The organism is Candidatus Kuenenia sp. (assembly GCF_027493735.1).
GTDB classification, from domain to species: Bacteria; Planctomycetota; Brocadiia; order Brocadiales; family Brocadiaceae; genus Kuenenia; species Kuenenia stuttgartiensis_A.
In genome coordinates this window covers 348,696-371,918 of record NZ_JAOSKF010000001.1, presented here as the reverse complement: position 1 = coordinate 371,918, position 23,223 = coordinate 348,696, and the positions used below count along the sequence as shown (strand labels likewise).

The 23,223-nt window shown below is 40.4% G+C and carries 25 protein-coding genes; 11 read left to right on the top strand and 14 right to left on the bottom strand.

The genetic code is table 11. The annotated features are described in order from the left end of the window. Window positions 1–5: 5 nt before the first annotated feature. From M5U24_RS01640 to thiE, 14 genes are all read right to left on the bottom strand, one after another. The gene (locus tag M5U24_RS01640; RefSeq protein WP_099326174.1) at window positions 6–962 is read right to left on the bottom strand and encodes a sulfotransferase; all 957 of its coding nucleotides are present in this window, start codon (window positions 960–962) and stop codon (window positions 6–8) included. Between the two features lie 238 nt (window positions 963–1,200). After that, the gene (locus tag M5U24_RS01635; protein WP_099326175.1) at window positions 1,201–2,349 is read right to left on the bottom strand and encodes a flagellar basal body P-ring protein FlgI; all 1,149 of its coding nucleotides are present in this window, start codon (window positions 2,347–2,349) and stop codon (window positions 1,201–1,203) included. 420 nt (window positions 2,350–2,769) lie between these two features. After that, window positions 2,770–3,390, bottom strand: a complete 621-nt coding sequence (locus M5U24_RS01630; protein WP_099326176.1) for a flagellar basal body L-ring protein FlgH — start codon at window positions 3,388–3,390, stop codon at window positions 2,770–2,772. Between the two features lie 69 nt (window positions 3,391–3,459). Further along, on the bottom strand, window positions 3,460–4,404 hold the full coding sequence (gene flgA / locus M5U24_RS01625; protein ID WP_169703722.1) for a flagellar basal body P-ring formation chaperone FlgA: 945 nt from the start codon (window positions 4,402–4,404) through the stop codon (window positions 3,460–3,462). Between the two features lie 90 nt (window positions 4,405–4,494). Continuing rightward, a complete protein-coding gene (flgG, locus tag M5U24_RS01620) occupies window positions 4,495–5,283 on the bottom strand; it encodes a flagellar basal-body rod protein FlgG (protein WP_099326178.1) in 789 nt (262 codons plus the stop codon). 20 nt (window positions 5,284–5,303) lie between these two features. After that, the gene (flgF, locus tag M5U24_RS01615) at window positions 5,304–6,032 is read right to left on the bottom strand and encodes a flagellar basal-body rod protein FlgF (RefSeq protein ID WP_157820652.1); all 729 of its coding nucleotides are present in this window, start codon (window positions 6,030–6,032) and stop codon (window positions 5,304–5,306) included. A gap of 461 nt (window positions 6,033–6,493) precedes the next feature. Next, complete coding sequence (locus tag M5U24_RS01610) at window positions 6,494–6,907, bottom strand: type II toxin-antitoxin system VapC family toxin (RefSeq protein ID WP_099326181.1); 414 nt, start codon at window positions 6,905–6,907, stop codon at window positions 6,494–6,496. Continuing rightward, complete coding sequence (locus M5U24_RS01605; RefSeq protein ID WP_099326182.1) at window positions 6,904–7,140, bottom strand: antitoxin AF2212-like protein; 237 nt, start codon at window positions 7,138–7,140, stop codon at window positions 6,904–6,906. Before M5U24_RS01605 ends, M5U24_RS01610 begins: the two co-directional genes overlap by 4 nt. Before the next feature lie 467 nt (window positions 7,141–7,607). Beyond that, window positions 7,608–9,206 carry a flagellar hook-basal body complex protein gene (locus M5U24_RS01600; protein ID WP_099326183.1) on the bottom strand — a complete coding sequence of 533 codons (1,599 nt, stop codon included), beginning with the start codon at window positions 9,204–9,206 and terminating at the stop codon, window positions 7,608–7,610. Between the two features lie 145 nt (window positions 9,207–9,351). Further along, window positions 9,352–9,765 carry a flagellar hook capping FlgD N-terminal domain-containing protein gene (locus M5U24_RS01595; RefSeq protein ID WP_099326184.1) on the bottom strand — a complete coding sequence of 138 codons (414 nt, stop codon included), beginning with the start codon at window positions 9,763–9,765 and terminating at the stop codon, window positions 9,352–9,354. 11 nt (window positions 9,766–9,776) lie between these two features. Then, window positions 9,777–11,699: a flagellar hook-length control protein FliK gene (locus tag M5U24_RS01590; RefSeq protein WP_298201366.1), complete on the bottom strand. Its 1,923-nt coding sequence runs from the start codon at window positions 11,697–11,699 to the stop codon at window positions 9,777–9,779. Window positions 11,700–12,322: 623 nt separating this feature from the next. Further along, window positions 12,323–13,003, bottom strand: coding sequence for a CsgG/HfaB family protein (locus M5U24_RS01585; protein WP_099326187.1), 681 nt, complete (start codon window positions 13,001–13,003; stop codon window positions 12,323–12,325). Between the two features lie 96 nt (window positions 13,004–13,099). After that, window positions 13,100–13,621: a hypothetical protein gene (locus tag M5U24_RS01580; protein ID WP_099326188.1), complete on the bottom strand. Its 522-nt coding sequence runs from the start codon at window positions 13,619–13,621 to the stop codon at window positions 13,100–13,102. Window positions 13,622–13,937: 316 nt separating this feature from the next. Beyond that, the gene (gene thiE, locus M5U24_RS01575) at window positions 13,938–14,624 is read right to left on the bottom strand and encodes a thiamine phosphate synthase (protein ID WP_099326189.1); all 687 of its coding nucleotides are present in this window, start codon (window positions 14,622–14,624) and stop codon (window positions 13,938–13,940) included. Window positions 14,625–15,038: 414 nt separating this feature from the next. On the opposite strand from thiE, the gene purF reads away from it, so the two are divergent. The 11 genes from purF to M5U24_RS01520 all read left to right on the top strand — a co-directional run bounded on the left by purF (window position 15,039) and on the right by M5U24_RS01520 (window position 23,222). Further along, complete coding sequence (purF, locus tag M5U24_RS01570; RefSeq protein ID WP_099326191.1) at window positions 15,039–16,466, top strand: amidophosphoribosyltransferase; 1,428 nt, start codon at window positions 15,039–15,041, stop codon at window positions 16,464–16,466. A gap of 24 nt (window positions 16,467–16,490) precedes the next feature. Then, window positions 16,491–17,483, top strand: a complete 993-nt coding sequence (locus M5U24_RS01565; protein WP_099326192.1) for a radical SAM protein — start codon at window positions 16,491–16,493, stop codon at window positions 17,481–17,483. Window positions 17,484–17,496: 13 nt separating this feature from the next. Beyond that, window positions 17,497–17,691 carry a hypothetical protein gene (locus M5U24_RS01560; protein ID WP_157820654.1) on the top strand — a complete coding sequence of 65 codons (195 nt, stop codon included), beginning with the start codon at window positions 17,497–17,499 and terminating at the stop codon, window positions 17,689–17,691. A gap of 155 nt (window positions 17,692–17,846) precedes the next feature. Further along, complete coding sequence (locus tag M5U24_RS01555; protein WP_157820655.1) at window positions 17,847–18,035, top strand: hypothetical protein; 189 nt, start codon at window positions 17,847–17,849, stop codon at window positions 18,033–18,035. 36 nt (window positions 18,036–18,071) lie between these two features. Further along, window positions 18,072–18,602 (top strand): hypothetical protein, encoded by a 531-nt coding sequence (locus M5U24_RS01550; protein ID WP_157820656.1) that lies wholly within the window; start codon window positions 18,072–18,074, stop codon window positions 18,600–18,602. Between the two features lie 270 nt (window positions 18,603–18,872). Further along, window positions 18,873–19,634 (top strand): hypothetical protein, encoded by a 762-nt coding sequence (locus tag M5U24_RS01545; protein ID WP_157820657.1) that lies wholly within the window; start codon window positions 18,873–18,875, stop codon window positions 19,632–19,634. 65 nt (window positions 19,635–19,699) lie between these two features. Continuing rightward, window positions 19,700–20,023, top strand: a complete 324-nt coding sequence (locus M5U24_RS01540) for a hypothetical protein (protein ID WP_099326196.1) — start codon at window positions 19,700–19,702, stop codon at window positions 20,021–20,023. 151 nt (window positions 20,024–20,174) lie between these two features. Beyond that, entirely contained in the window at window positions 20,175–20,459 is a 285-nt protein-coding gene (locus tag M5U24_RS01535; protein ID WP_099326197.1) for a DUF4258 domain-containing protein, read from the top strand. Between the two features lie 3 nt (window positions 20,460–20,462). Then, window positions 20,463–20,684 (top strand): YgiT-type zinc finger protein, encoded by a 222-nt coding sequence (locus tag M5U24_RS01530; protein WP_099326198.1) that lies wholly within the window; start codon window positions 20,463–20,465, stop codon window positions 20,682–20,684. 490 nt (window positions 20,685–21,174) lie between these two features. Then, a complete protein-coding gene (locus tag M5U24_RS01525) occupies window positions 21,175–21,423 on the top strand; it encodes a hypothetical protein (protein ID WP_099326199.1) in 249 nt (82 codons plus the stop codon). Window positions 21,424–21,800: 377 nt separating this feature from the next. Continuing rightward, on the top strand, window positions 21,801–23,222 hold the full coding sequence (locus M5U24_RS01520; protein WP_099326201.1) for a radical SAM protein: 1,422 nt from the start codon (window positions 21,801–21,803) through the stop codon (window positions 23,220–23,222). The last annotated feature ends 1 nt before the right edge of the window (window position 23,223 follow it).

Sequence of the window (23,223 nt, the reverse complement as noted above, 5' to 3'; positions counted from 1 at the left end):
TTTTTTCATCGGCGAAAAAAATGGGTAAGGTTGTTGTACCATCGTTGCGTGTTCATAAGCTTAAGACAATCGTGATATCCTGCCTGTTCAAGTGCTTCTCTCATATTGAGGAGGGTAAAACCTTTTCTCCAGTAATTACTGGATGGGGCAAATAGCGTTACCTTTTTTTTCACATGTTCTGTCGTCCATTGAAGAACGTTACCGGGTAATGTTCTTTCCATAAAATCATAGAGCAATTTCAGTGTTTCATGCGGTTCCGCTATTAAATCCTCATTGCGTAATAAAAGAAAATTTTTCCCGAATGTTTTCCTGCCTGCCTCGTGTGTTTGCTGAAAGGTATATTTCCAAATCATTAAAACCTTCAAATAGTCGTTGCAATTTTTCATATGGGCATATTCGGGTGTTTTTATCAATAATTTATAAAGTTCGTAACTTCCCCACGGATTCCTTTCGATGATGGTTTTGAAAAAGGTTTTTTTCGTAGAATACTTTTCTCTGTGTTTCTGTTCTCTGCCAAAAATATACGACGTGGTGATTGCACGCGGGTCCCGAACGATAAGGATGAGTTTTGAATCCGGGTCGATTCTCTTGAGTACCGGGATTTTGGTGTACATTCGTGTAAATTTAATAACGGTATCTTCAGAGCGGGAAATCAAATATTTTATGTAATCAATGCAATATTGCGGTAAATCTCTTTCGAGTTCCAGGGAGGCGTCCCTTGGTGTGCCATAATTTAACAAATCGATGTCTTTTAATAAGGGGTATGTTTTTTGAAAATCTTCCCTGCATTTTCTGATCTTTTCAAAAAGATCAACATTTTGTATGCCGCTACCCCCTCCGTGTTTTGGAATTCTACCTGCGGCAAAAGGTTCATAATATAAATCAAGATTCTTGTCCTGACACAATATATCATAAACAATTGTTGTTCCTGACCGGCGCATTCCCTGTATAAAAACATTCATTTACGATCCCCCCCCATGAGTGGAAAAGAATGAGAGACAAAACAGCAGCCGCCTGCGTGTATTACTTTTATTTTAGTGTATGTAAAATCAAGGCGGCAGTATATCAAAATACGGAAGAGAAGGAAACGGAAAATAGAGAGATAGTTGAAGGGGAAGCAGTGGGGGGAGACAGTCGGCTGTTGGCAATCTACAGCCTGCAATTTGCCGGTTGCCGATTGTATTTATTTTGTTTTCACATTTACATAATTACCAGTTCCGCATGCAATGCGCCGGCTTTTTTAATGGCCTGGAATATCGAGATGAGGTCCCTTGGGGTTACGCCCAATACATTAAGTGCACGCGCAACGTCGGAAATAGAGACGCCTTCCTGCAGTACGGTCAATCTGCTTTTTTCTTCGCTTACCTGTATATCCGTGCGTGCCATATCCCTTGTTTCACCTGCACCCAGCATATTTGGCTGTGAAACCTCCTTTTCTTCCTTGATCGTTATACTGAGGTTTCCATGGGCAACTGCAACCGTGGATATTCTTACATGCTGGTCTGCAACAATGGTGCCGGTGCGTTCATTAATAATTATCTTAGCGACGCTGTCGGTTTTAATGTAAAGTTCTTCCAGGGTAGAGATAAATTTTACTATAGTCTCATCGGACTGAAACCCCTGCGGAGGTCTTATATTGATAACCGCCGCATCAACCGCAACTGAAGAATTTGGATAAATATTATTAATAAGCTCTGTTACCCTTGTGGAGGTGGTGAAATCAGGGTCTCTCAGCACAATATTCAGTGCCTGCCCCTTCAAAAAGGTGGTGTGAATCTCCTTTTCAACGATCGCTCCGTTTGAAATATGGGCGGTAGTGGATATGTTTTTCCTGACAGACTGTGCATCGCCTTTGATGCTGTAACCGCCTACGGTAAGCGCGCCCTGAGCTACGGCATACACTTCATTATCAGCGCCCTGCAATGCGGTCTGAAGCAGCACGCCGCCTTCCAGACTTTTACAGTCACCAATGGAAGAAAGCGTTATGTCCAGCTTATCGCCCGGCCTTGCAAATGCAGGGATATTCGTGGTGACCATGACCACCGCGGTGTTTTTGGAAAAGAAGTCTTTTTCATCCATTAGCACCCCCAGTTTTTCAAATATATTTACTGCCATTTGGCTGGTAAGTTTAAAGATTTGACTGTTATCGCCTGTTCCCTGAAGTCCGATAACTATGCCATATCCGTAAAGCTGGTTTTCACGCACGCCCTGAACATACGCAATATCTTTAATTCTGACTGCGGCCTGTACGTGATGTACAAAGAGGCTTATCAGTGTTGTGCCTGCGATAATAAAAGACGTTATAACACACTTCAACATAAACCTTATTGTAAACTGTTTTTTTCCCATAGCATTCACCGTAAGTTGTTAATGGATAATTTGTCTTTCTGTGTTTTATTAAATCTGTATAATCGTAACACTTTAGTTTTTTGAAAAATTCCCGTTATAGAAAAAATACCATGTAGCCCCGTCAGGGGCGGTCTGTTTGTAGCGCAATAAAATTCAATAAGGTAAATAGCTCCGTAGGAGCGGCCTGTCCGTATTCAGGCAGACCTGTTTAATATGGATTTACAAGAGACAGGTCGCTCCTAATTGCAGAGACAGGTTTCAAACCTGTCTCTACGATCTGTTATAATATTCTATTTTGCTACAAACAGGCTGCTCCTACGGAGCTTATAGGTAATACATTTTTCAAAAAACTAAAGTGTTACGTATAATCTGTGGCTTTTTTTATTAATTTAGGATTTTAAATCGTGCTTCGTAACTAGCTTAAAATGGCGATACAAATTCCTTCAGGCGATAAAACCAGCCCCGTTTGGCGGCATTTGTCAAAAAACCTTTGCCTTCAAGGCTTATACTGGCATTTGCAATCGAGCTTGATTGAATTACATTATCCACACTTACATCGATTGGCCGTATGATCCCTGATACCTTTATATTGTATTTTTCCTTATTAATATCCACCTCTCTGTTCCCTTCAATAATAAGATTCCCATTTGATAATATTTCCGTTACCACAGCGGTGATTTCCAATTGAAGGCTGCGGCTGCTGTCGTATTGCCCCGTACCGCCAAAAGTGTGCTCAGTTTGTGATTTTACATTGGGTAAATAGTCTTGCAATGCCCCTAATTTCTTGGAAAAATCTGAAGCGTCCACATTTATGTTATGGCTTGTGCTTTGGTCTGCGCTGGAATCTTCTTTTCCGGTAATTGCCGTTGACTCATTTATCGTGACCGTCACAATGTCGCCGATACGCATTGCCCTGTTGTCATTATAAAGGTTTGTATTTAACGTAATGCGTTTTTGCCAGAGAGATTCTCCCATAGCATCGGTTACGAATGCAATACAAGTGAAACATGCAATAAGATAGGGAATAGTTTTCTTTTTCATAAGAGACTCCGCCAGTGGTTGTTCTGATTTAAAATATTTTGACCAAGTAGGGGCGAATAATTATTCGCCCTAAAGGATTATCTTCACGGTACAATCATCCTGCACTTCGCCGTATAATTCCTTTTTTGTATCTAAATTCATAACCTTAATCGCCCGTCCTTTGTAACCGTCTTCTTTCGCAACTCCCTTTGTGAGAATACTAAGGTTGCCGATTTTTACAAGAATCTTGACGAGTTCGCCCTTTTTTATCACTGCGGGGTCATCTACCATGTTTTGCGTAAGGGGTTTGCCGGGAGGAATGGTATATAAGACACGTTTCCCCAAAAGAGGTTCTACACTGTCAATGGTAGTAAACCCTGGCATGCTTGTTGTTTCGATACGTTTTATACAAATATCCTTAGTGGTTAAAATATCGTTTCTGTTGATTTTCCTGTTGGCGACTACGATTTCTTCATAGCGCCGTATAGTAAAATACATTGGTATTTTATGATATTGTTTCTCATCAAGATAAATCCGTACCACTACCTGAACCCTGCCGCTGCTTTTGTTTGCATTTACCTGTGAAACCTCTATGCGCATAATTCCTCCGCCCAGTGGCAGCATTATATCGTTTGGAGGCCTTTCGGCTTCGACAACGATTTCTTCATTTCTCTCAGAGTATGCAAGCTTTGTGATGACAAACTCTTTTGCGGTTTGTAAAATCTCGTCGCCGGTAATGGTGAATGATTCTACGGATATCATGGTAAAATCATTCCTGCCAAACGAGACTTTATTGGGGTTTATTCCTGCGTCCAGCATACGTGAAGCTATAATATTCTTTTCTATTTTTCTGACGTTGCCCGGCCACGGAGTGTTTCCGATAAATACGTTATGCGCTCTTTTTAAAAGGTCTGCGTCACTGCATGACAGGTCTGCAATATCGCCAAGGGTAACTTCCTTTTCGGGAAGTGATACGGATTCTTTCAACTCGACCGTAATCTGTTGTCCAAAGGATACAGAAACGATTGCAAACATTATGAATATTATGAATATCCCCCCTTAGCCCCCCCAGAGGGAGGGGAATTATCCCTCGTCTTTTGTCCCTCATTTTTCGCCCCTCATTCTTTACCTGGCCATACTGTTAATGGTGGATAACATTTCATCGCTTGCTGATATTGCCCTGGAGTTAATTTCGTAAGCACGCTGTGCAGTGATAAGGCTTACGAGTTCCGTAACGGTTTCAACATTGGAGTTCTCAAGAAATCCCTGATAAATCTCTCCTGTTCCCTGTTCCCCCGCCACAGTTACAATTGGGGAACCCGACGCCATAGTTTCAAGATAGAGATTTTTGCCCAGACTGTCGAGTCCGGAAGGATTGGGGAACATTGTCAACATAATTTGCCCGACGTTTTGAAGCGTCCCGCTGGGGTCTGACCCTTTCACATAGACCGTGCCGTCGGTGCCAATGGAAATTTCCGTTGCGTTAGTGATCGTAATGGAGGGCGATAACGGCAATCCGTCTGCTGTCACGACTTCTCCTTTACTGTTTAATTGAAATGAACCGTCTCTTGTGTATGCAATGCTGCCGTCAGACTGCTGGATTTGGAAGAACCCTTTTCCCTGGATGGCGAGATCTAACTCTCTCTCAGTGTTTACGTGATTACCCTGGGAAAACACCTTGGAAATGGAAATTGTTCTCACACCGCCGCCAAGCTGAATACCTGCCGGGATCTCGAAACCCTGCGCAGACTCAGAACCCGCTATATACCGTTTGCTGTAAAGGAGGTCCTGAAAGTTGACCTGGCTCCTTTTAAACCCTGTGGTATTAATATTTGATAAGTTGTTTGAAACATTGTCCAGAAAAAGCTGTTGTGCCTTCATACCTGTTGCTGCTGTGTAGAGCGCTCGTAACATTTTATATTCTCCTTAGATTTTTATGAGACAAGTCCGATAAGTTTTTTCAAAGAATCGTTTATGGAGTCAGTTGATTTATTGCCGGATTGAAAGCTTCTCATATTGGCAATCATATTTACCATTTCATCGATAACGTTTACATTTGATTTTTCCAGATAACCCTGTGCAATCTCAACCGTTCCATCTGCGGTGGTAGGGTTTGCTTTATCCGATGCGATATAAGCGCTTCCACCGATTGATTTAAGACCGTCAGGGTTCAAAAAATTAACGATATTGAGTTTGCTTATCGTTTTGCCGTCGACGGAAACAGAGCCGTCTGTTTTAAAGGTAAATGATTGTGCTTTCGCCGGTATTTGAATAGGGCCCCCACTGCTCATCAACGGCCAACCTTCAGGGGTTACCACTGTCCTGTCGCGGGAAAGCATAAATTGTCCGCTTCTGGTATAAGCGATCCCTGCTTTGGTTTGAACTTCAAAAAAACCGTCGCCCTTTATTGCAAGGTCAAGTTCATTGCCGGTGAATTGCATCACCCCTGGTGAAAAATCGGTCGCCACTTTTCCTAAAGTACTGCCCGTCCCTTCTGAAGCCTCTTTTGTCTGGTTTTTTGCACCGGCAACGAAAGACTCAAATACGGCAATATTCTTTTTGTATCCGACGGTATTTACATTTGCCAGATTCCGGGCAATAACGGCCTGGTATTCCCCCTGTCCCATCATATTCGTTGCTCCGGTGTATAAGCCGCTAATCATTCTATCTATCCTCCATGGTTGCAAAAAAAAAGGATTAAAAAACTCTGTTGCTGCATTAAGGCAGCAATCCCAATACCAAATGCAGGAATAAATAAAATGATGCATGATATGTGCGCTTAAGGGGTGTATTTGCAAATGGTTACAATATCGTTGCACCGGGTATGGAATAATACATTTTCAATATGCTGTGAAAGAAGGGGGCAATTATTTCCTGTCTGGGGTGAATAAATTTTCCTGGTGTGAGAGGGTATTGTTGAAAAAACTTACAGGGAAAAGGCTAATGGCTAATGGCTAATGGCTAATGGCTCATGGCTCATAATTTATGGTTAATGGTTTAGCACGGTTGGGATGGGAGTAACGGTAGTGGTTGAATGGTTATGCAGAGAGGCGGTGGAGGAGTACAGCTAAACCCAACATTAACCATTCGCGGTATTCAAAAAGCTAAAGTATTTCTATTCCGTTTATTTATGAGGTTTGTTTATGGAAATGATATTCAACTTTTCCACAATTTTAAAATGCTTTATATTGTTGGTGAGAAGGGTTAAATTATAACAAAGGCAAGTTGCAGCTATTAAAAGGTCGAAGTCACCTATTACTATTTTAAGTTTTCTCAGTTTTCCCCGCTCTTTTCCGAAGATTTTACATATTTCATCTTCAAGTCCCAGGATCAAGACTCCGGTTAGAAAATCGTCTAAAGCTTTTTTATCTCCTTTAGGATTCGTTGAATAATAAACACCTTCGTATAATTCTGCTAAAGAGATAACGCTAATGGCCAGTCCTTCTTTTCTAAGAGCCACAAGCCGTTTAACTATCTCTTCTTGTCCATTGAGATAATGAATAATCCAGTCGGTATCGATAAGATATGAGGGTGTCATAATTTTGGTTCATTTCTGGTGGATACAAGGCGATCCGCATAAATATCCTTCATTAATTTTTCTGCATCAATGGTTCCTTTCCAACTTCCCGCGGATTTTTCAAAGGCATCTTCTTCTTTCCCAGAAGGAATTTCGATTATGGTTATAGTAATTTCCTTTCCTTCCGCAATGTCTATTTTCTCCATAGGCTCAATTATTCCCCTGGAAAATCTGGCTTTAATTGTTTTTCCCATCTTTAGTCCTCTTTTTAAATGTAAAATAATTGTTCTGGAATATTATATTTATTTCTCTATAGTATTTTTTGTGATTATCGCTTATCGCATCAATAATGATATAAGTAATTGGATTTGAAATCATCTTAATTTTTTAAAAGGGTTATTGAGTTATCCCTGCTTTCCCTAAGCTGGCATAGCCAGTCGGGTAGGGCATGGCATTGCCTGCCTTACATGGCTAAGCCCACTAAATTCATGTATTGCGGCGAGGTTCGTCGCACTACAAATGACAATTTCCAGTATCGGCTCAATAAATAAGGGTAATACATTTACATTCCCCGTATAAACCTGATAGATGCTTACCTTGACACGTGTTTTCTTCTATTTATTGAGCGGATATTGGGAAATGTTAATTTGGAGAACTCCTCTCTCTGTGGGCAAGTGAAAAAGAGAGAGGAGCTCCAAATTATTATCGAAAAGGCTGGAAATTACCTCTTGAGGTTAACGGCTTCCGCGAGTACCTCGTCTGCGGTGCTGATAACACGTGAGTTAAGCTGGAAACCTCTTTGCGCCATGATGAGCGACGTTAGTTCCGACGTCATGTCCACATTGGACGCCTCTAAATATCCATTGTATATATCTCCGGCGCTTCCCGTACCTCCGACTGTGTAAAGCGGTTCTCCGGAGGAGTCTGTTTGTTCATATAAATTGTCTCCAGACCTTCTTAGTCCCTGTACATTGCCAAAGGTGGCGAGTTGTAACTGGGCAATTTTGCTCGATGTTCCGTTTGAATATAATGCGGACAAAGTGCCGTCAGTATTCACCGAAAAACTGCTGAAACTACCCGATTCGGAACCGTCCTGCTCTGATGCGGTAACCGAAGAACCTTTGCCGCTCTGGTAAATACCGTCAGTTTTTCCGAATGTTCCAAGTTTAAACTTCACAGTTTGTGAAGTGGTTATTCCATCAAATTTAAAGGTAAGGGTTGTATCCCCTGATGATTTAAGGCTACCGTCATCATTAAAAGTAATTGCGCTTATGGTATCGGTGGTAATTGTGCCGTCAGCGCTTGGCATACTTGCGCGCATATCCCATTCTCCATCATTTTTCTTAATAAAGGAAAGCGTTACGTTATGTCCTGTTCCCTGTGAGTCATAAATGGTTGTGGAGGTCGTATAAGTTGAAGCCTTTAAACTGTAATTTGTCCATGTGCCGGTAGCAGTGCTGCTATCTGATATCGAAAGAGAGAGTTCATCTTCGCCAGCGGTGGTTGATGTTACAATAATTTTTCCACTGGAAGAAAGAGTGGCAAATGCAGATCCATCACCCGCCGTTCCGGTGGTATCACCAAAAGCATTTGTATTTATATATGCCAGCAAATCGTCTACCGTGGTGCCGTCGTTTGCTGCACCATAAGTAAAATCTACAGAACCCGAAGTACCATCAGGTTCTGTGTAAGAGATAGTGATTATATCTGTTCCAGAGGTGTAATCTGTCGTATTGGTATCCAAGGCGTTTAATGTGGTTGCTCCGGTTGCAGCTACGCTGCTACTAGTAAGGGCGCTGGACAATATCAATACCTCACCCGAAGAACTAGACGGTGTTGATTCCAGGGTACCGGTCAGGGTCATCGTTGATGTTTTTGTCGCTGAAACTGACGAACCGTAAGGAATGGTAATGGTTTTACCGGATGAATCTAATATCTGATAACCGGTGGTTGAGTCAACGAGCTGGTTACTGGCGTCTGTGGCAAACGTCCCGACCCGGGAAAAGAAGTTTTTATTGCCGCCGTTCAATACAAAGAACCCATCACCCTGAATGGCAAAATCGAATTCATTGTTCGTTGCCTCAAGGGTTCCCTGGCTAAATAGGGAAGAAATGCTTCCGACCTTCACGCCCATGCCGATCTGCATAGGATTAACCCCGCCGCTCCCTTTATCCTGGCTGATCAGGTCGGAAAACAGCAACCGGGATGATTTATACCCGTAAGTATTAATATTGGACAGGTTATTTCCGATAACATCCAGCCAGCTCTGGTGCGAACGGATACCCGTTACACCCGCGTATAATGCTCCTCCTAAGCCCATTGTGTGCCTCCTTTCATTTTTAGATTTACGATTTACGATTTTTTTATCTGTGTAATCTATGCAATCTGTGGTTTCTTTATATCTTCCATTTTGACTCCGCGCCTATGGATGATATCCCGTCGCCCGAATCAGTTTCGGTTTCTCCTTATACGGTGGCGGCGGTGCTTTCCACTTGTATAAAATTCGATATGGAAACGGATTCGCCGTCTATGACAAACGATACCGTGCCGTCTTCTTCCAGCTTTACCCCTTCCACCACTCCGCTATATTCTCCTTCTCCATCGTCATCGCTGTAGGTAATGGTTTTGCCGATGAATCCGGAAGCGATCCCGATTTGATCCAGTTGCAGTGAAGCGGTATCAAGCGATGACAGGTCAGCAAGGTATTCCGTTTGCTGCGATGTCTGCTCCAGCGTGGTGAATTGCGCCAACTGTGACAGAAATTCTGAATTGTCCTGTGGGTCTAAGGGGTCCTGATAGCGCATCTGCGTGGTAAAAAGCGTAAGAAAGCTATCCGTTGTGATTTCAGAGCCTAAACTTGTGGTACTAGTAGTACTCATAGGTAATCTCCTTAAAAAATGTAATCTATTGTTAAATTTGATGATGCTGCGATTTTATTTTTAATTGATAGCACTTTATGACTATTTTCATTTTCTCCTGTAAGGTTTTCTTCTTTATGGCTGCCGTCTCTGGCCCCGTCCCGGCGCGGTGAATCGCCTTCGGCAAAATATGCCTGGGATTGCCGTTCGTGGTTGTTTTTGCTTTCATTTTGTACATACACTTCTACCCTATGTATCTCAACGCCATTTGTGGCGATTGATTCCTTCAGGCGATGGATATTGTTTTGTATTGCCGCCTTTACCTCCGCATTTTCCACATATATCTTTGCCCTGACCTCATCATTTTCCTCGGTGAGATGAAGTCTTACCGTGCCCAGCGCGGGTGGGGTTAGTTGTAGTTTGATTTCAGACGTATTGCCGTTGCGTAACGTCTTGATATTTTCCAATAGTTGTTCCATTACGTTATTTTGCAGGGTATTTGTACCGGCAGGGGTATTGCCCTGGAACAAGGGGGACGCAACATTCTTTTGATTTTCAGCGGAAGACAATATCGTAGTTGCTGAACCAGTGAGGGGTTCTGATATATTTTGCCGGAAATCAAAGTTGTTTAACTGGGAGTTATTTACCGGCGTCTTTTCCTGTTGATTATTGGGGGCAAAAGCAAACGTATCCTTCCCTTGTTGTGAAAGATTGCCGGATGAATTACCCTCCTCATTTCTCTGGAATGAGCCGGAACCGGAAGATGTGTTGAGAGGGGAAGCGGCCTGTTCTTTTGTACCGGCATCCTTCGCCTCATTCTTTCCCGCGGAATTATTAGGGTCGTTTGTTATTTTATGTGCGAATCCATTGATTTCCCCTGTGGTATGCTGCAAAAATGTCTTCAGTGTTTCAGCGGTTTTTGACGCCCTGTTCATAGTTAATCCTGCAAACTCCTGCATGGAAATACCGGCGTCCATAGGGGTGTTAAACGAGAATGCACTATTCCTGCCTTCGTTTACCATTGTTTGCAGGAGGGATTTTAGCGCATTGTGTGCCTCTCTTGTTTTTGAATCCGTGAGAGAAATCTCTGATACGGTAATATTCCCCTCATAATTGTTGAACAATCCATTCAACTGCGAAACAACACCTTCGCCGGCAGCAGGCGGCATATTTGTTATCGAGGAATTCCCTGATGAGGCCATTCCCTTAGTATTGGCATTAAAAATGAATGATTCTAAAAGGGTTGAACGTGTATCACCACCCGGGAGGTGTTTTTTTGTATTTCCTTCGTTATCCGCAAGTATATTTGGATGCAAAGAGATACTCTCTCCGGCAAAAGCAGGGAGATGCCTTTCTGCAAATACACCTGATTGCAAAGAAACGCCATCGTTCTTTGAGGGGTTTGTTTGAAAGAATGACGTTAAGGTGTTGAGCAACTTAATCCCCTCCCTTTGGGGGGGATAGGGGGGGGATTTCAGTGCGTTTAATAACTGTTTCAATGCGGCAAGTATTTCCCCTTTATCAGTATCAGAAAACAATGCCTTTTCTGCGGTAAGTGTATTAAAAAAATTATAAAGTTTTTCGGATTCCGCAGTGTTTGCATTTCCCTGAAGTACGTTGATTATTGTATTTGCCAGAGCATCTGGATTTAACATGTTTGCAAAAATCGTGTCGCCTTCCGGTTCTTCGCCTTCAGCGATTTTTTCAGTAATTGTTTTTGAAAGGGTTTCAAGGGCGTTTTTTGCACTTTTCCCCTCTGGCTTTTTTGCGGATGGGGAAGTGTGGTGTGTAAGAAATTCTTCAAACGGTTCTGCAAGGTCTTCTACTTCATTATCGGCGAAACCAGTATTTGAACCATTAGCGCTGATGTTGGCATTGTTTGCGTCTTGCCGTGCTTCATTGAGCATCTTTGGTGAGGAATAGCCGCTGTTAAAAAGTTCGAGTATTGCAGACATGTTTTCTTCCCTTTTTGGTTAAAATGAGTATAGTGCTACAACCACGGAACACACGGAAAATTTTTTTTAATTAAAAGGGTTGGTATTACACGGAAAAATCATTTTTCTTTGTAGTGGCAAGGCACGCCTTGCAACTGCATGAACAGTTTGAAATTCCTGTATGTGAACATGAGCAAGAATAATGCCATGATTATTTTTCAGGGAAAAGAGCGGGGGGATGCACGGTTTTTATCCTTTCATACTCAGTTCTTTTTGATAGAGAAAAAAGCGCTATAAGCCTTAAGACGCCTTTCCCATGTTGGCGGTGGTTTATTCCTGCAACCCCTGATACTATGACTGTCCGGAGGAAACACCCCTGAGTACAAATCGCGGGTTTAATGGTATTTTTCAGGTAATAAAATATTTTGTCCGGAGATATAAAATTACATGAAAAATTTTAGGACTATTTTGTGGATTAGGGAAAACGAGGAGGAAACAAGGGGGCTTTTTTTCCTATGAGCAGGTAATTCTTTCCGTTTACGATTTACGATGATGAAAAAGCGGAAACCACAGATTTCGCAGATTGCACAGATTGAAAAGGTGGGAATTTGATATGTAGAGACAACACATGCGTTGTCTCTGTTTTAATATAATAGCGTCTTTGTAATCTGGTTGGCGACAAACTGAGAATAACGTCTCATGGAAAGCAGGATAAGCTTCCAGCCGTAGAGAGCGCTTTTTTGGTGGGTGCTTTCAAAGTAATATTTTACCAGTTCTGCGACTTCATTTTCGTTGCTGTCATATACACCGTCCGCGCTCCATAAAACTGTGCCGGTATCGGTGGAAACCATTCCTGCTTTAACACCAAGCAGCATTGGTTCATAGGGACGATAGTGAGTAATGGCGCCAAAAACAATGGCGTCAACGTCGTATTTTTTCCTTAATTGCAATACAGTGTTGAGATTGATAGACCCTTTATCCCATATCTTATTTTCCGATAACATTTTTGCCTTTCCTTCAAGTACAACAACTTCAAACCTGCCTATTTTCCTCAGCTCTACAGAAAATGCCTCTGCAATTTCATCGATAACGGCTTCCCGGTCGATGGTGTATTCAAAGGGCAAAAGCAATACCCGTTGCAAATGGGTTACTCTTAATTCTTCGGATTTGTTATAACTCAATCCTGAATACCGGGTAATTTTAGGGCTGCTTATACAACCGGAAAGAAGGATTAAAAATATGATACTTACGCTGATTCTACGATACACAAACACCTCCAGATGCGTTATAAAAAATAGTGGCTGTTCACAATCCGCAATCTCCAATCTGCAATCTGCTGACTGCCGACTGCTGACTGCCGACTGCCGACTGCCGACTGTTCACTCCACCCTACACTATTTTTCAAGAGATTTACACGTCATTTACTGGTTTTTCTTTTTATCTACCAGTAATTCTATCTTTAGGCCAACAAGCTCTTGTTTCGCTTTTGTTTCCTCGAGCCTTGACCTGGCTAATTCCAGGGTCAGTTCTTTAATTTTATCCTCATAAGGCGCCTGTGCGTTCACAAGTTGTTTTCTAAGTTGTTCATTTTCCTGTTGAAGTGTTTCCAGAAACTGCAATTGCCGCTCGTTTTCTTCAATCTTGTATTCAAGCATCTTGCGAATTTCCCTTTGCTCTGCTATTTCTTTTTCGAGTGAAGCGACCTTTTCTTTTTCCGTTGTAAGGTTTTTGTTTGCCTGATCAAGCTGTTCCAGGATAGAGAGTCTATTGGTTTTGTAGCCGGTATCTATTTTTACGGTAGCCCCTTCTGTAAGATAGCCACTGCTTTTGGGTGGAGGGGGCGGTGGTTCCGTTGAAAGCGAAGAGTTCATAATGCTTTCACAACCAAGGCAGGTTAAGAGCATAAAAGATAACAGAGAAAGTAAAAATAAAAATTTCTGCATGGTGTATTCCTTAATTAATGTAAAATCTTATCTGTAGGGGCTAAGCATTTGCCAGTTTTGGCAGGAGCGCATTTATGACAATTTATAGCAAATGCTTCGGCTCCTACACTGAGGAAAATAATACCAAAATAGTGGCGCAAATAGAATGCCTTAAATAGTACCGGCAGGGTATTGCCTTGTCATTTGGTTGGAAATATTTTTTAATTGTTTCAAAAATAGACACTTATGATATTATTCAAGCCTTGTATTGAAATCTTCATTCCTGCATTTCGTGGCGGCGGAAAAAACATCAATGGTGAAATATTTTCCGGTTTTTTTATAAAGGCAATTTTTTCTCCTGTCCTGAAAAGGGATTATTTTTGACTAAGAGGTCTTTAAGGGTGCGTGTTGCCTGCGTTATATTTTCACTGCAAATAATTGCAGAACAAATAGCAATCCTGTTTCCGCCCGCCTGTATTATTTCAGCCGCGTTGTTGGCGGTAATGCCGCCAATCACTACAAAAGGAAGAGAAATTTCCTGACGGACTTGCTGCAAATAGCGTAGGCCTACGGGGGGCTCATGGGATTTTGTGGCGGTATAAAATAAGGGACCAACGCTAATATAGTCAGCGCCTTCCTGTTCTGCCAGGCGTGCCTGGAATATGTTGTGTGTGGAGCGTCCGATTATTTTGTCATTTCCAATGATTTTGCGTGCGTTATTGATGTTCATATCTGTCTGCCCGATATGTAATCCATCTGCATTTACTTTTCCGGCGATTTTCGCCCGGTCATTTATGATAAATAGTGTATTTGTTTGTCCGGTTATTTCCCTGAAATCTTTTGCAATGGCAAGGAATTCATTGTCTGGCATTGTTTTTTCCCTGAGTTGTACCGCATCTGCGCCACCCCGGATAACTTCCTGCAGGATGTTTCCTCCGTTTTTCCGTACCAGCGTGGGGCTTATTATGACATACAGGAGGACATCCGAAAATCTTTTTTTATATTTTATCGTACTATTCTTCATGTACCCGCTCCTGAGACATAATTATAATATTGACACTAAACGTATGTTTGATATAATTTCTTTTCGTTACCAAACCTGCCGAAAAATTCAATTATTTGCATCTCTTAGTGAACAATCTTCAAAACAAATTGACGCATATTAATGACACAAAACAACTGATTATTGTTAAAAAAATTGTGCAGAGGATAATATTCCAATGCCACAATTCCTGCCCTGTACGGAAAAATGTCAGCATTAAAGAACAGCGTTTTTCTCTTTTTCCTCATTTTAAGCAATATTTTATATAATACTGGTTTGTGTATGGAATTTCAAAGGAATCGTAAGATGCCCTCCCTCAAAGGGAGGATTCGTAAATTTAAAATCGTAAATGGATTTTTATAAAATACTTAACAATTTTAACGGGCTTATAGATAAATGGGTTACATAAAAGAACATTGTGGTTTGTTTGGTGTTTACGGCTGTGAAGATGCTGTTGAGAAGGTGTATTATGGGTTATATTCTTTACAGCACCGTGGGGAGGAAAGCGCCGGGATTGCCTCAACGGATGGCAAAGATATCATTTGCCGTAAAGGAATGGGGTTGATCAGTGACGCCCTGGATGCCCGTATGCTTAAATTCTTAAAAAACCCCGTTGCGATCGGGCATGTGCGATATTCTACTTTTGGTTCGAGCAATATTGAAAATGCACAGCCTATGCTGGTGGATTATTATCGGGGGAAAGTGGCAATTGCCCATAATGGACAATTGACTAATGCAAAAAAACTGCGGGATGAGTTTGAAGGAAATGGGTCGATATTCCATACAACTTCTGACACTGAAGTAATTGTGCACCTGATGGCGAAGCCTTCGGTTTCAAGGCAAAGCGGGCTGCCAGGCGTATTAAATCAACTGAAAGGGGCATTTTCATTGTTGATTTTAACCCCAAATGAGATGATTGGAGTACGTGATCCGTATGGCTTCAGGCCGCTTTCTTTGGGAAAACTTAATAACGGATATGTTTTTGCTTCTGAAACATGTGCCCTTGACCAGATCGGCGCAGAATACGTTCGGGATGTGCAGCCGGGGGAAATAGTCTCTATAAGTAAAGGCGGCCTTCGCAGTGAATTTTATAGTAATCAAAAAAAACATGCCTTCTGTATATTTGAATTGGTGTATTTTTCCCGACCCGATAGCAGCGTGTACGGGGAAAGCGTCCATTTGTTCCGTAAGAAATTAGGCGCGAAGCTTACGGAAGAGTCGCCTGTTGATGCTGACGTGGTAATTTCCGTGCCGGAAGGGGGAAATTCCGCAGCAATTGGATATTCGCACGCCGCATCAATACCTTTTGACAGAGGTTTTATCAGAAACCATTATGTTGGAAGGACTTTCATCCTGCCTCAGCAAGATATGAGACATCGTTTTGTCGAGCTGAAATTAAATCCGCTGAAAGAGACAGTGGCTGGGAAACGTGTTATTGTAATAGATGATTCGATTGTGCGGGGTACTACCTCGAAATCCAGGTTTGGTTTATTAAGAAAAGCAGGTGCGAAGGAAATACACGCGAGGATTAGTTGTCCGCCCCACAGGCATCCCTGTTATTATGGAATTGATTTTCAGCAAAAAGGCGAACTTATTGCAGCCAATAAAACGGTTGAAGAGACAAGAAAATTTTTGAATGTAGAGAGCCTGAGTTATCTTAGCGTGGAAGGAATGATGAGCTGTACCACACAGCCGAGGCAGAATTTCTGCAACGCTTGTTTCACCAGTGATTATCCAACAAACGTTAATGAAGAAATGGATAATGTAACGGATAGTTTTTCCGTTGATGAAGCGGAAAGATTGAGCCGATGTGTAATTAAATAAACTCCCCCCTTGGATTATAGGCAAATGTATTTCATAAATCCCCTCTATCTGGTAAAAGGTATATTTGGCAGAACATTTTATATCTTTCCGGAACGACCGGAACGTATTCAGATAGAAATTACCAACCGCTGTAATTATAGCTGCGGTATGTGCCCGAGAGAGACATTCAACCTGCCGGAAAAAGACATTCCTTTTGACCTCTTTAAACATATCATTGACAGGATTGATTCCCGTTATAACGTTACGCTTACCGGCTGGGGAGAACCTTTGTTGCATCCGCAATTAATGGAAATGATTGCCTATACAAAAAACAAAGGGCATAAAGTCGGATTAACGACGAATGGTTTATTGCTGGCGCAATATACAGAAAAATTCATAGAAATACGGTTAGATAAACTTACCATTTCGTTGGATAGTATCGATGATGAATCTGGCGCAAAAGAGGGACATCCGTCCAGCAAGGTAGTGCAAAAGAATATAGAGTCGCTTGTTAAACTGCGGGGTACAAAACCCATTCCTGTTGTTACCATACAAATTACCATGCACGATGAGAAACAGTGTTTGGATGCCGTTCGTTTGGCGGGAGAAATTGGCGCAGACCGTGTTTATTTAATACGGTTAAATATGCCTATGGATAAAAGCGGTTTTAAAAGGCCTGGCTTAAAAGAAGAACTGGAAATTTATGAGAAATCGGAGCAAATAGCCAGTGAATATGGATTACAGGTGGACAACAATTATACCGCATTTGACAATATTTTGTTCCGTTTCCTCTATAAAAAAATGCGTCCGGCAATGTACCGGTTTGATAAATATTGCCCTAAGCCATATGATTACTTGTATATTAACATTGACGGCAGGGTTACGCCATGCTGCGACCTTCCCAGGCATGAAGTCGGCAATATTTTAAAAGAAGACATTGACGAAATCTGGAATAGTGAAAATATGCAGTATTTTCGCAAAAACCAGAATGATATTTGCGGCAATTGTGACGCATTGCGGCTGAAACAAATTGGATAATGATAAATTGAATATGGTTAAAAATAGTAAACTACTCCAGCAGTTTGAACGAAGCCTTAAAAAAGAAAAACCTGACTATCAGAAAAACATGGAAATCTTTGAAGGAATGTATAAGGAGGCGGTTTATCTCAACGCAATCCCTTTGAAAGACCCGCTGGATGGGCTGGAAGTAGATATAAAAATTGCCCGAGTGAGCAATAGTGTTTAAAGAACTTATTGAAAGAATTGCTGTGAGTTTGGATCAGGATATGATCCCTTATATGATCATCGGCGGGCAGGCGGTTCTTTAAAAAATCCTTTGCTACTGTATCAAATCGGGAAATATGGTGAACCTGTCTATGAGAAAGATGAAGAAGTTTACATTTGCTTCTTAAACTGGGCACGGTTTACCTACGAGGACAATATGAGGTTTCACAAGGGATTGGACGAATTAATCATGGAAGACCTGAAAAAGCTATGATTATTCCTGACTGGATTAACTGGAAAAATTGGGTGGCACAGACAAACCCTGTTCCTGTGCGCTTTGAACAGGAATTGTTTGTCTGTGTTTAGTGAAAATAGTTCTTATAAAGAGAAATATGTCAATAAGTGAAATTTTTAAAGTATCATATGAGTGACGACAATAAATCACACATCCCTAAACTCATTCTTGCTGGTGTCATTGGAGTGCTTGCTGGAAGCTGGTGGAAATCTGCTAAGATTGCAGAAAGTAAGAAAAGTAGAGCCGAATGTGAAAGCCCGGATTTTGTGAATGAGGCATGTTACAAAATTAATGAGCTATTGAATGAATTAGAGATTTTAGATGAAATGGAAGATGAAGATGATTTCCGTGATGTTTTGGCTGAATATTTAACTAAATATACAGATTTTGAAATTGAACTTACACCAAATACTTTAATTGGGCAACCAGATATTTTGATTGGTGGTGTGTTAGCCCTTGAAGTAAAGTATAATCCCAACAAATCTGAAATGGATCGTTGTATTGGTCAATGTGCTGGTTATTCAAGGGAATGGGTAACATGGATAATTCTTTATGATACACCTCCTAGTCGAATCAATTATATATCTGAAGTATTAGTCGATAAAGGGTTGGACTATATTCCAATTATTTCGTTTTAAGAAGATAACTTGTTATTTGTAAATTCTTTATCCTTTTCAGAAACGAGATAGTTCACTCTTACGATGTGAATATTTACTTGGTCAGGAGTAAAAGAAATATAAATGTGATAATTCGGTTTTATAAGAAGTACGTGGAAAAGATTTAATTACTGTTGTGGGAGTCGCTTTGATTTAAAAGTTGGAAATTGATGCGTAATAAAATTGTAAGGCGGGTGGGTATTTATAAGTCTCAAACTATACATCCAAACCAGTATGGGTACACATAATAAGATGGATTTTTATGATTCTTTAGCTGTATTGGGGGCTTTAGCGTGGCTTGTTCCATTGATTTCTTGGATAAGAAATTTATTGTTAAAGCCTAATTTGTCTATAATTTCCCATAAAGAATTAGAGATAGGATATTCCATAGATGGGCCAATATTAAATATAAACTTGGCATTTTCTGTTGAAAAAAAAGAAGCTTTAATTAAAAAAATTGATATTATTTTAAGACACGAAAACAACGAAACGCATCAATTTTTATGGGATTGGTTCGAAGAGCAATTTCTTCAAATGGAAATATCAGATCCAGATTTGGGTTCAATGCCGTTTAAAAAAACCCAAAAGGCAATAGCTATCAAAGTTCTAACAGATACATTAATAGAAAGGAAATTTGGATTTCAAAAAGAAGAATTTAAAGAGGCATATAACAAATTATTTAATTCCACTAATGAAATTTACAATAATATTTATCAAAGTAGCGCGGGCATTGATAGTTTTAAAATATCAAAGGAGTATAATGAATTTTTGGATTACTTCAAAAATTCATTCATCTGGAAGGTTGGAAAGTACTCGGCGAAAATTAAAGTATATATAGAACATGTCGTAAAACCTTTTGAACATGACTTAAATTTTCAACTTACAAATTTAGAACTGAAAGGTCTAGAAACTAATATTAATACTTGCCAAAAAACTATAAAAAACCACTATACAAAAGAAGACCCTGATTATAAAGCAGATTGGAAATTAGTAAATCCTTATAAAATTGAATAAAAATGAGGTGCAACTAATTAAAATGACGCACGTAATTATATTCATAGCTGTAAAAGGTGGTATATATGTCCCAATTTCCAATTAAAGGTTGGCCTGCCGATGTGGTAAATAATCTCAATAATTTGATTTCGGATATTATCAGGAGACGAGAAATTAAAGAGTTTTATATTGGACGGACCAATGATTGCAATGCTACCCAATCGAGGCATGGTTGTGATGATATTTTTGCATTGTACGAAACTAATAGTTCCGAAAATGCTATTACAGTTGAGGATACCTTGATAAGAAAATTTTTTGGCCATCCGAAGTGTAATAATGATAACAGTCATGGAGGCGGTGGAGTATCGAGCGAGTATATATATTATGTTTATCTGGCATCTTGGTACTAATGATTGTGAGTTGAATAGATTGAGTGAAGCAAAGCATCTCTAACAAAAACGTGCATTTGCCAACGGACAAGGAATGATAATGATGGGTTTGCTTCACTTAACTCATCCTTGACCATTTGACATCGAAAATGTCAAATGAAAGTATTTAGGAATGTCTAAAATACAAAAGATACGGCAGAAGATTATTGATAAGGACTATTACATCTCATCCCATGCTGAAGATGAAATGTTAGACGATAAATTGGAACGTGCAGATATTAAGAATGCTATTCTTAAAGGGAAGATTGTAAAGAAATTTACAGAAGATGTAAGGGGGACAAGGTATCGAATAGAAGGAACTGCCAGAGACGATAGAATAATTCATATCATTTGTAGGTATAGAGAAGATGGCAGCCTTATTATAATAACGGCATATGCTTTAACGGAGGAGATATGAGATATGATATGTGAATTTTGTAAAGGCAATACGGTAAAGAAAAAAGTAAAAAGGCAACACTGGCTTCATGGCAAGTTATATATTGTAGAAAATGTTGAGGCTGAGGTTTGTCCTGAGTGCGGTGAGCGTTATTTCCATGCTAAGGTTCTCGATGAAATAGACCACCTTCTTGAAAAGGAACATGACGTAAAAGAACGAATAAATGTGGAAGTCGTTAGCCTATAAATTATGATTACTTTCTCGTAATTTGCTGATACATACAGTTTGTCTGACTTCCAGGATAAGACAAAAGAAGCAAGTTTTGAGGTCGAAACTAAGTCTAAGACTATGTATTACGCAGTGGATAAAAAAAAGACCAATAATAAATCGGAAGATAAACTGTGGAAATAGCCACAAGAATTGGTGTCGATGAGAAAGTGCGTTTTGGTAAACCTGTCATTACAGGGACACGAGTTCCTGTTGATCTTATCCTCGGTAAATTGGCAGGGGGGATGACTTACGAATAAGTTATGGTTGAGTATGAGATTACACGCGAGGATATACTGGCGACTCTCGATTATGCGGCCAAAACATTGGCAAGTGAAGAAATCAGGGCAGTAAGTTAACATGCTGTAGTGTTAATTATTTGTTGGAGGATTTTTAGGTATGAGAAAAATAGTTACCTATGGAAAATATAGAAAAGTTAATATGATATAAAATATGGAAAGTATATATCATGGACAAAATAGAAAAAGCTATTGAAACAACTGCTACTATTAATGCAAAAAGACAACTTGTATTAGATGAACCATTACCTGTTGCTGGTCCCCAAAAAGTTCGTGTTATTATATTATTGCAAGAAGAAACAGACATAGATGAAAAGGAATGGCTCAAGTTGGCAAGTGTGAATAATGCGTTTGATTTTTTAAAAGAACCTGAAGAGGATATTTATACTTCTTTTGATGGAAAACCATTTCATGACTAGGGGTAAAGTAGTATTAGTTAATTTTCCTTTCGACGACCTTTCAACATCAAAAGTACGACCAGCAGTATGTTTGACGAATCCAATTGGTTCACACTCTCATGTTATACTTGCATTTATAAGTAGCAGAATTCCATCAGATTTACTCGAAACAGATTTAATAATAGATACATCACACGAAGGCTTTAGTGGAACTGGTTTAAAGGTGGCTTCAACTTTGCGATTGCATCGTTTAATGACGGTAACGACTTCACTGTGCCAACGTGAATTGGGAGAGTTATCTCCCAAATTTCTGAGTGAAGTAAATAATAAACTAAAGAAGTTGTTTTGTATAAGATGAAGATAACCATTATTCCTGAATTTGATTAATAAATACAATTATGAAAATTACTTTTCTAGTACCACCACCCATTGATGGAAATATCCCGGAGCGGGTTGCCGGGTGTGCATACCTGCTCTATTATGTCCCGAATATCTTCCTCCTCAGCGCAGCGGCTGTTCTGGAAAAGGCAGGTTGCGAAGTTCGATATATTGAAACTACCATTAAAAAATGGGACCGAAGACAATTCCGGACGTTCCTCAGGGAAGATTTGAGTGATATTTACAGCTTCTACTCAGTCAATCTCTCACAAAAGACCGATATGCAGGCATTGCATGACATCCGTGAGATAAGGGGAGATATACCGGTTGTATTTTTTGGCCCTGCACCATCAGACAGACCGCTGGAATTTGTTGCAGACGACGATACCTATGCCGTCAGGGGTGAACCGGAATACACGATGCTTGAACTGGTAAATGCATTAGAGGATAAATCAGCCATTAACGGTATCAAAAGCGTGTCTTTCAGAAGCAATAATGGAATTATCAATAATGATACCAGAGAGCCAATAGAAAATCTGGACGAACTTCCCTTTCCCGCAAGACATCTTTTGGAAGAGAAGGACGTCTATTATAATCCCAAACTGGGGATGCGGCCGTTTACTGCCGTTTGTACTTCACGGGGTTGTTCCTACCGCTGCATTTACTGTGTTCCTTCTTCACTGAGCTTCTCAAGAGAACTTGAATACAAGCATTACTTTGACAAAAAACCGCCCGTAAGGAAGCGGTCGTCTGAGAATATCATTGGGGAATTTGCCTTATTGAAATCGCAGGGGTATAAGGCAGTGAATATGCAAGATGACCAATTCGTGTGGGGAGAAGAAAGGACTATTAAAATTTGCGAGGGCATTAAAGATTTAGACATAGTATGGGGGTGTTCCGCAAGGTCGGATCATCTGACGGAACCCATAGTAAGGGCAATGGCTGCGGCAAATTGTAAATTTATTGATCTTGGCGTGGAATCATTTAACCAGGAAATACTGGATTATGTGAAAAAGGATATTGACGTTAAAAAGAATGAAGAGGCGATACGACTGGTAAAAAAATATGGCATATCTGCAAAAATAAATATTATGTTCGGGGCTTCTCCATTAGAAACAATGGAAACCATAAGAAAAAATACAGAAGAAGTGAAACGGTTAAAGGTAGATCAGGTAATGTATAATATCGCAAATCCATTTCCCGGGACTGATTTTTATAAAACGGCGAAAGAAAACAATTTATTTGTTTATGGTGACTATAAACCGGTGAATGTGGCAAAGGAAGCCAACATAGCCTATCCCCATCTGAGCAAGACAGACCTTGAAAGAGCGGTGCGCAGTGCCAATTTTGCATTTTTCCTTTCCCCCCGTTTTGTTCTTAAAAATATCAGAAGAATCGGTTCGCTTGATGCTTTGAAAGCGATGTTTCGAAAGCTTTTCTAAC

What these genes read in the sequence shown, in the direction of transcription:
- M5U24_RS01560 (WP_157820654.1), top strand. Translation starts at nt 17,497, where the DNA reads ATGGTTAAAAATAGTAAACTACTCCAGCAGTTTGAACGAAGCCTTAAA.
- M5U24_RS01595 (WP_099326184.1), bottom strand. Translation starts at nt 9,765, where the DNA reads ATGAGTACTACTAGTACCACAAGTTTAGGCTCTGAAATCACAACGGAT.
- M5U24_RS01605 (WP_099326182.1), bottom strand. Translation starts at nt 7,140, where the DNA reads ATGGGAAAAACAATTAAAGCCAGATTTTCCAGGGGAATAATTGAGCCT.
- M5U24_RS01640 (WP_099326174.1), bottom strand. Translation starts at nt 962, where the DNA reads ATGAATGTTTTTATACAGGGAATGCGCCGGTCAGGAACAACAATTGTT.
- flgF (WP_157820652.1), bottom strand. Translation starts at nt 6,032, where the DNA reads ATGATTAGCGGCTTATACACCGGAGCAACGAATATGATGGGACAGGGG.
- thiE (WP_099326189.1), bottom strand. Translation starts at nt 14,624, where the DNA reads ATGAAGAATAGTACGATAAAATATAAAAAAAGATTTTCGGATGTCCTC.
- flgA (WP_169703722.1), bottom strand. Translation starts at nt 4,404, where the DNA reads ATGTTTGCAATCGTTTCTGTATCCTTTGGACAACAGATTACGGTCGAG.
- M5U24_RS01580 (WP_099326188.1), bottom strand. Translation starts at nt 13,621, where the DNA reads ATGCAGAAATTTTTATTTTTACTTTCTCTGTTATCTTTTATGCTCTTA.
- flgG (WP_099326178.1), bottom strand. Translation starts at nt 5,283, where the DNA reads ATGTTACGAGCGCTCTACACAGCAGCAACAGGTATGAAGGCACAACAG.
- M5U24_RS01565 (WP_099326192.1), top strand. Translation starts at nt 16,491, where the DNA reads ATGTATTTCATAAATCCCCTCTATCTGGTAAAAGGTATATTTGGCAGA.
- M5U24_RS01545 (WP_157820657.1), top strand. Translation starts at nt 18,873, where the DNA reads ATGGATTTTTATGATTCTTTAGCTGTATTGGGGGCTTTAGCGTGGCTT.
- M5U24_RS01535 (WP_099326197.1), top strand. Translation starts at nt 20,175, where the DNA reads ATGTCTAAAATACAAAAGATACGGCAGAAGATTATTGATAAGGACTAT.
- M5U24_RS01630 (WP_099326176.1), bottom strand. Translation starts at nt 3,390, where the DNA reads ATGAAAAAGAAAACTATTCCCTATCTTATTGCATGTTTCACTTGTATT.
- M5U24_RS01590 (WP_298201366.1), bottom strand. Translation starts at nt 11,699, where the DNA reads ATGTCTGCAATACTCGAACTTTTTAACAGCGGCTATTCCTCACCAAAG.
- M5U24_RS01600 (WP_099326183.1), bottom strand. Translation starts at nt 9,206, where the DNA reads ATGGGCTTAGGAGGAGCATTATACGCGGGTGTAACGGGTATCCGTTCG.
- M5U24_RS01530 (WP_099326198.1), top strand. Translation starts at nt 20,463, where the DNA reads ATGATATGTGAATTTTGTAAAGGCAATACGGTAAAGAAAAAAGTAAAA.
- M5U24_RS01525 (WP_099326199.1), top strand. Translation starts at nt 21,175, where the DNA reads ATGGACAAAATAGAAAAAGCTATTGAAACAACTGCTACTATTAATGCA.
- M5U24_RS01610 (WP_099326181.1), bottom strand. Translation starts at nt 6,907, where the DNA reads ATGACACCCTCATATCTTATCGATACCGACTGGATTATTCATTATCTC.
- M5U24_RS01540 (WP_099326196.1), top strand. Translation starts at nt 19,700, where the DNA reads ATGTCCCAATTTCCAATTAAAGGTTGGCCTGCCGATGTGGTAAATAAT.
- purF (WP_099326191.1), top strand. Translation starts at nt 15,039, where the DNA reads ATGGGTTACATAAAAGAACATTGTGGTTTGTTTGGTGTTTACGGCTGT.
- M5U24_RS01635 (WP_099326175.1), bottom strand. Translation starts at nt 2,349, where the DNA reads ATGGGAAAAAAACAGTTTACAATAAGGTTTATGTTGAAGTGTGTTATA.
- M5U24_RS01520 (WP_099326201.1), top strand. Translation starts at nt 21,801, where the DNA reads ATGAAAATTACTTTTCTAGTACCACCACCCATTGATGGAAATATCCCG.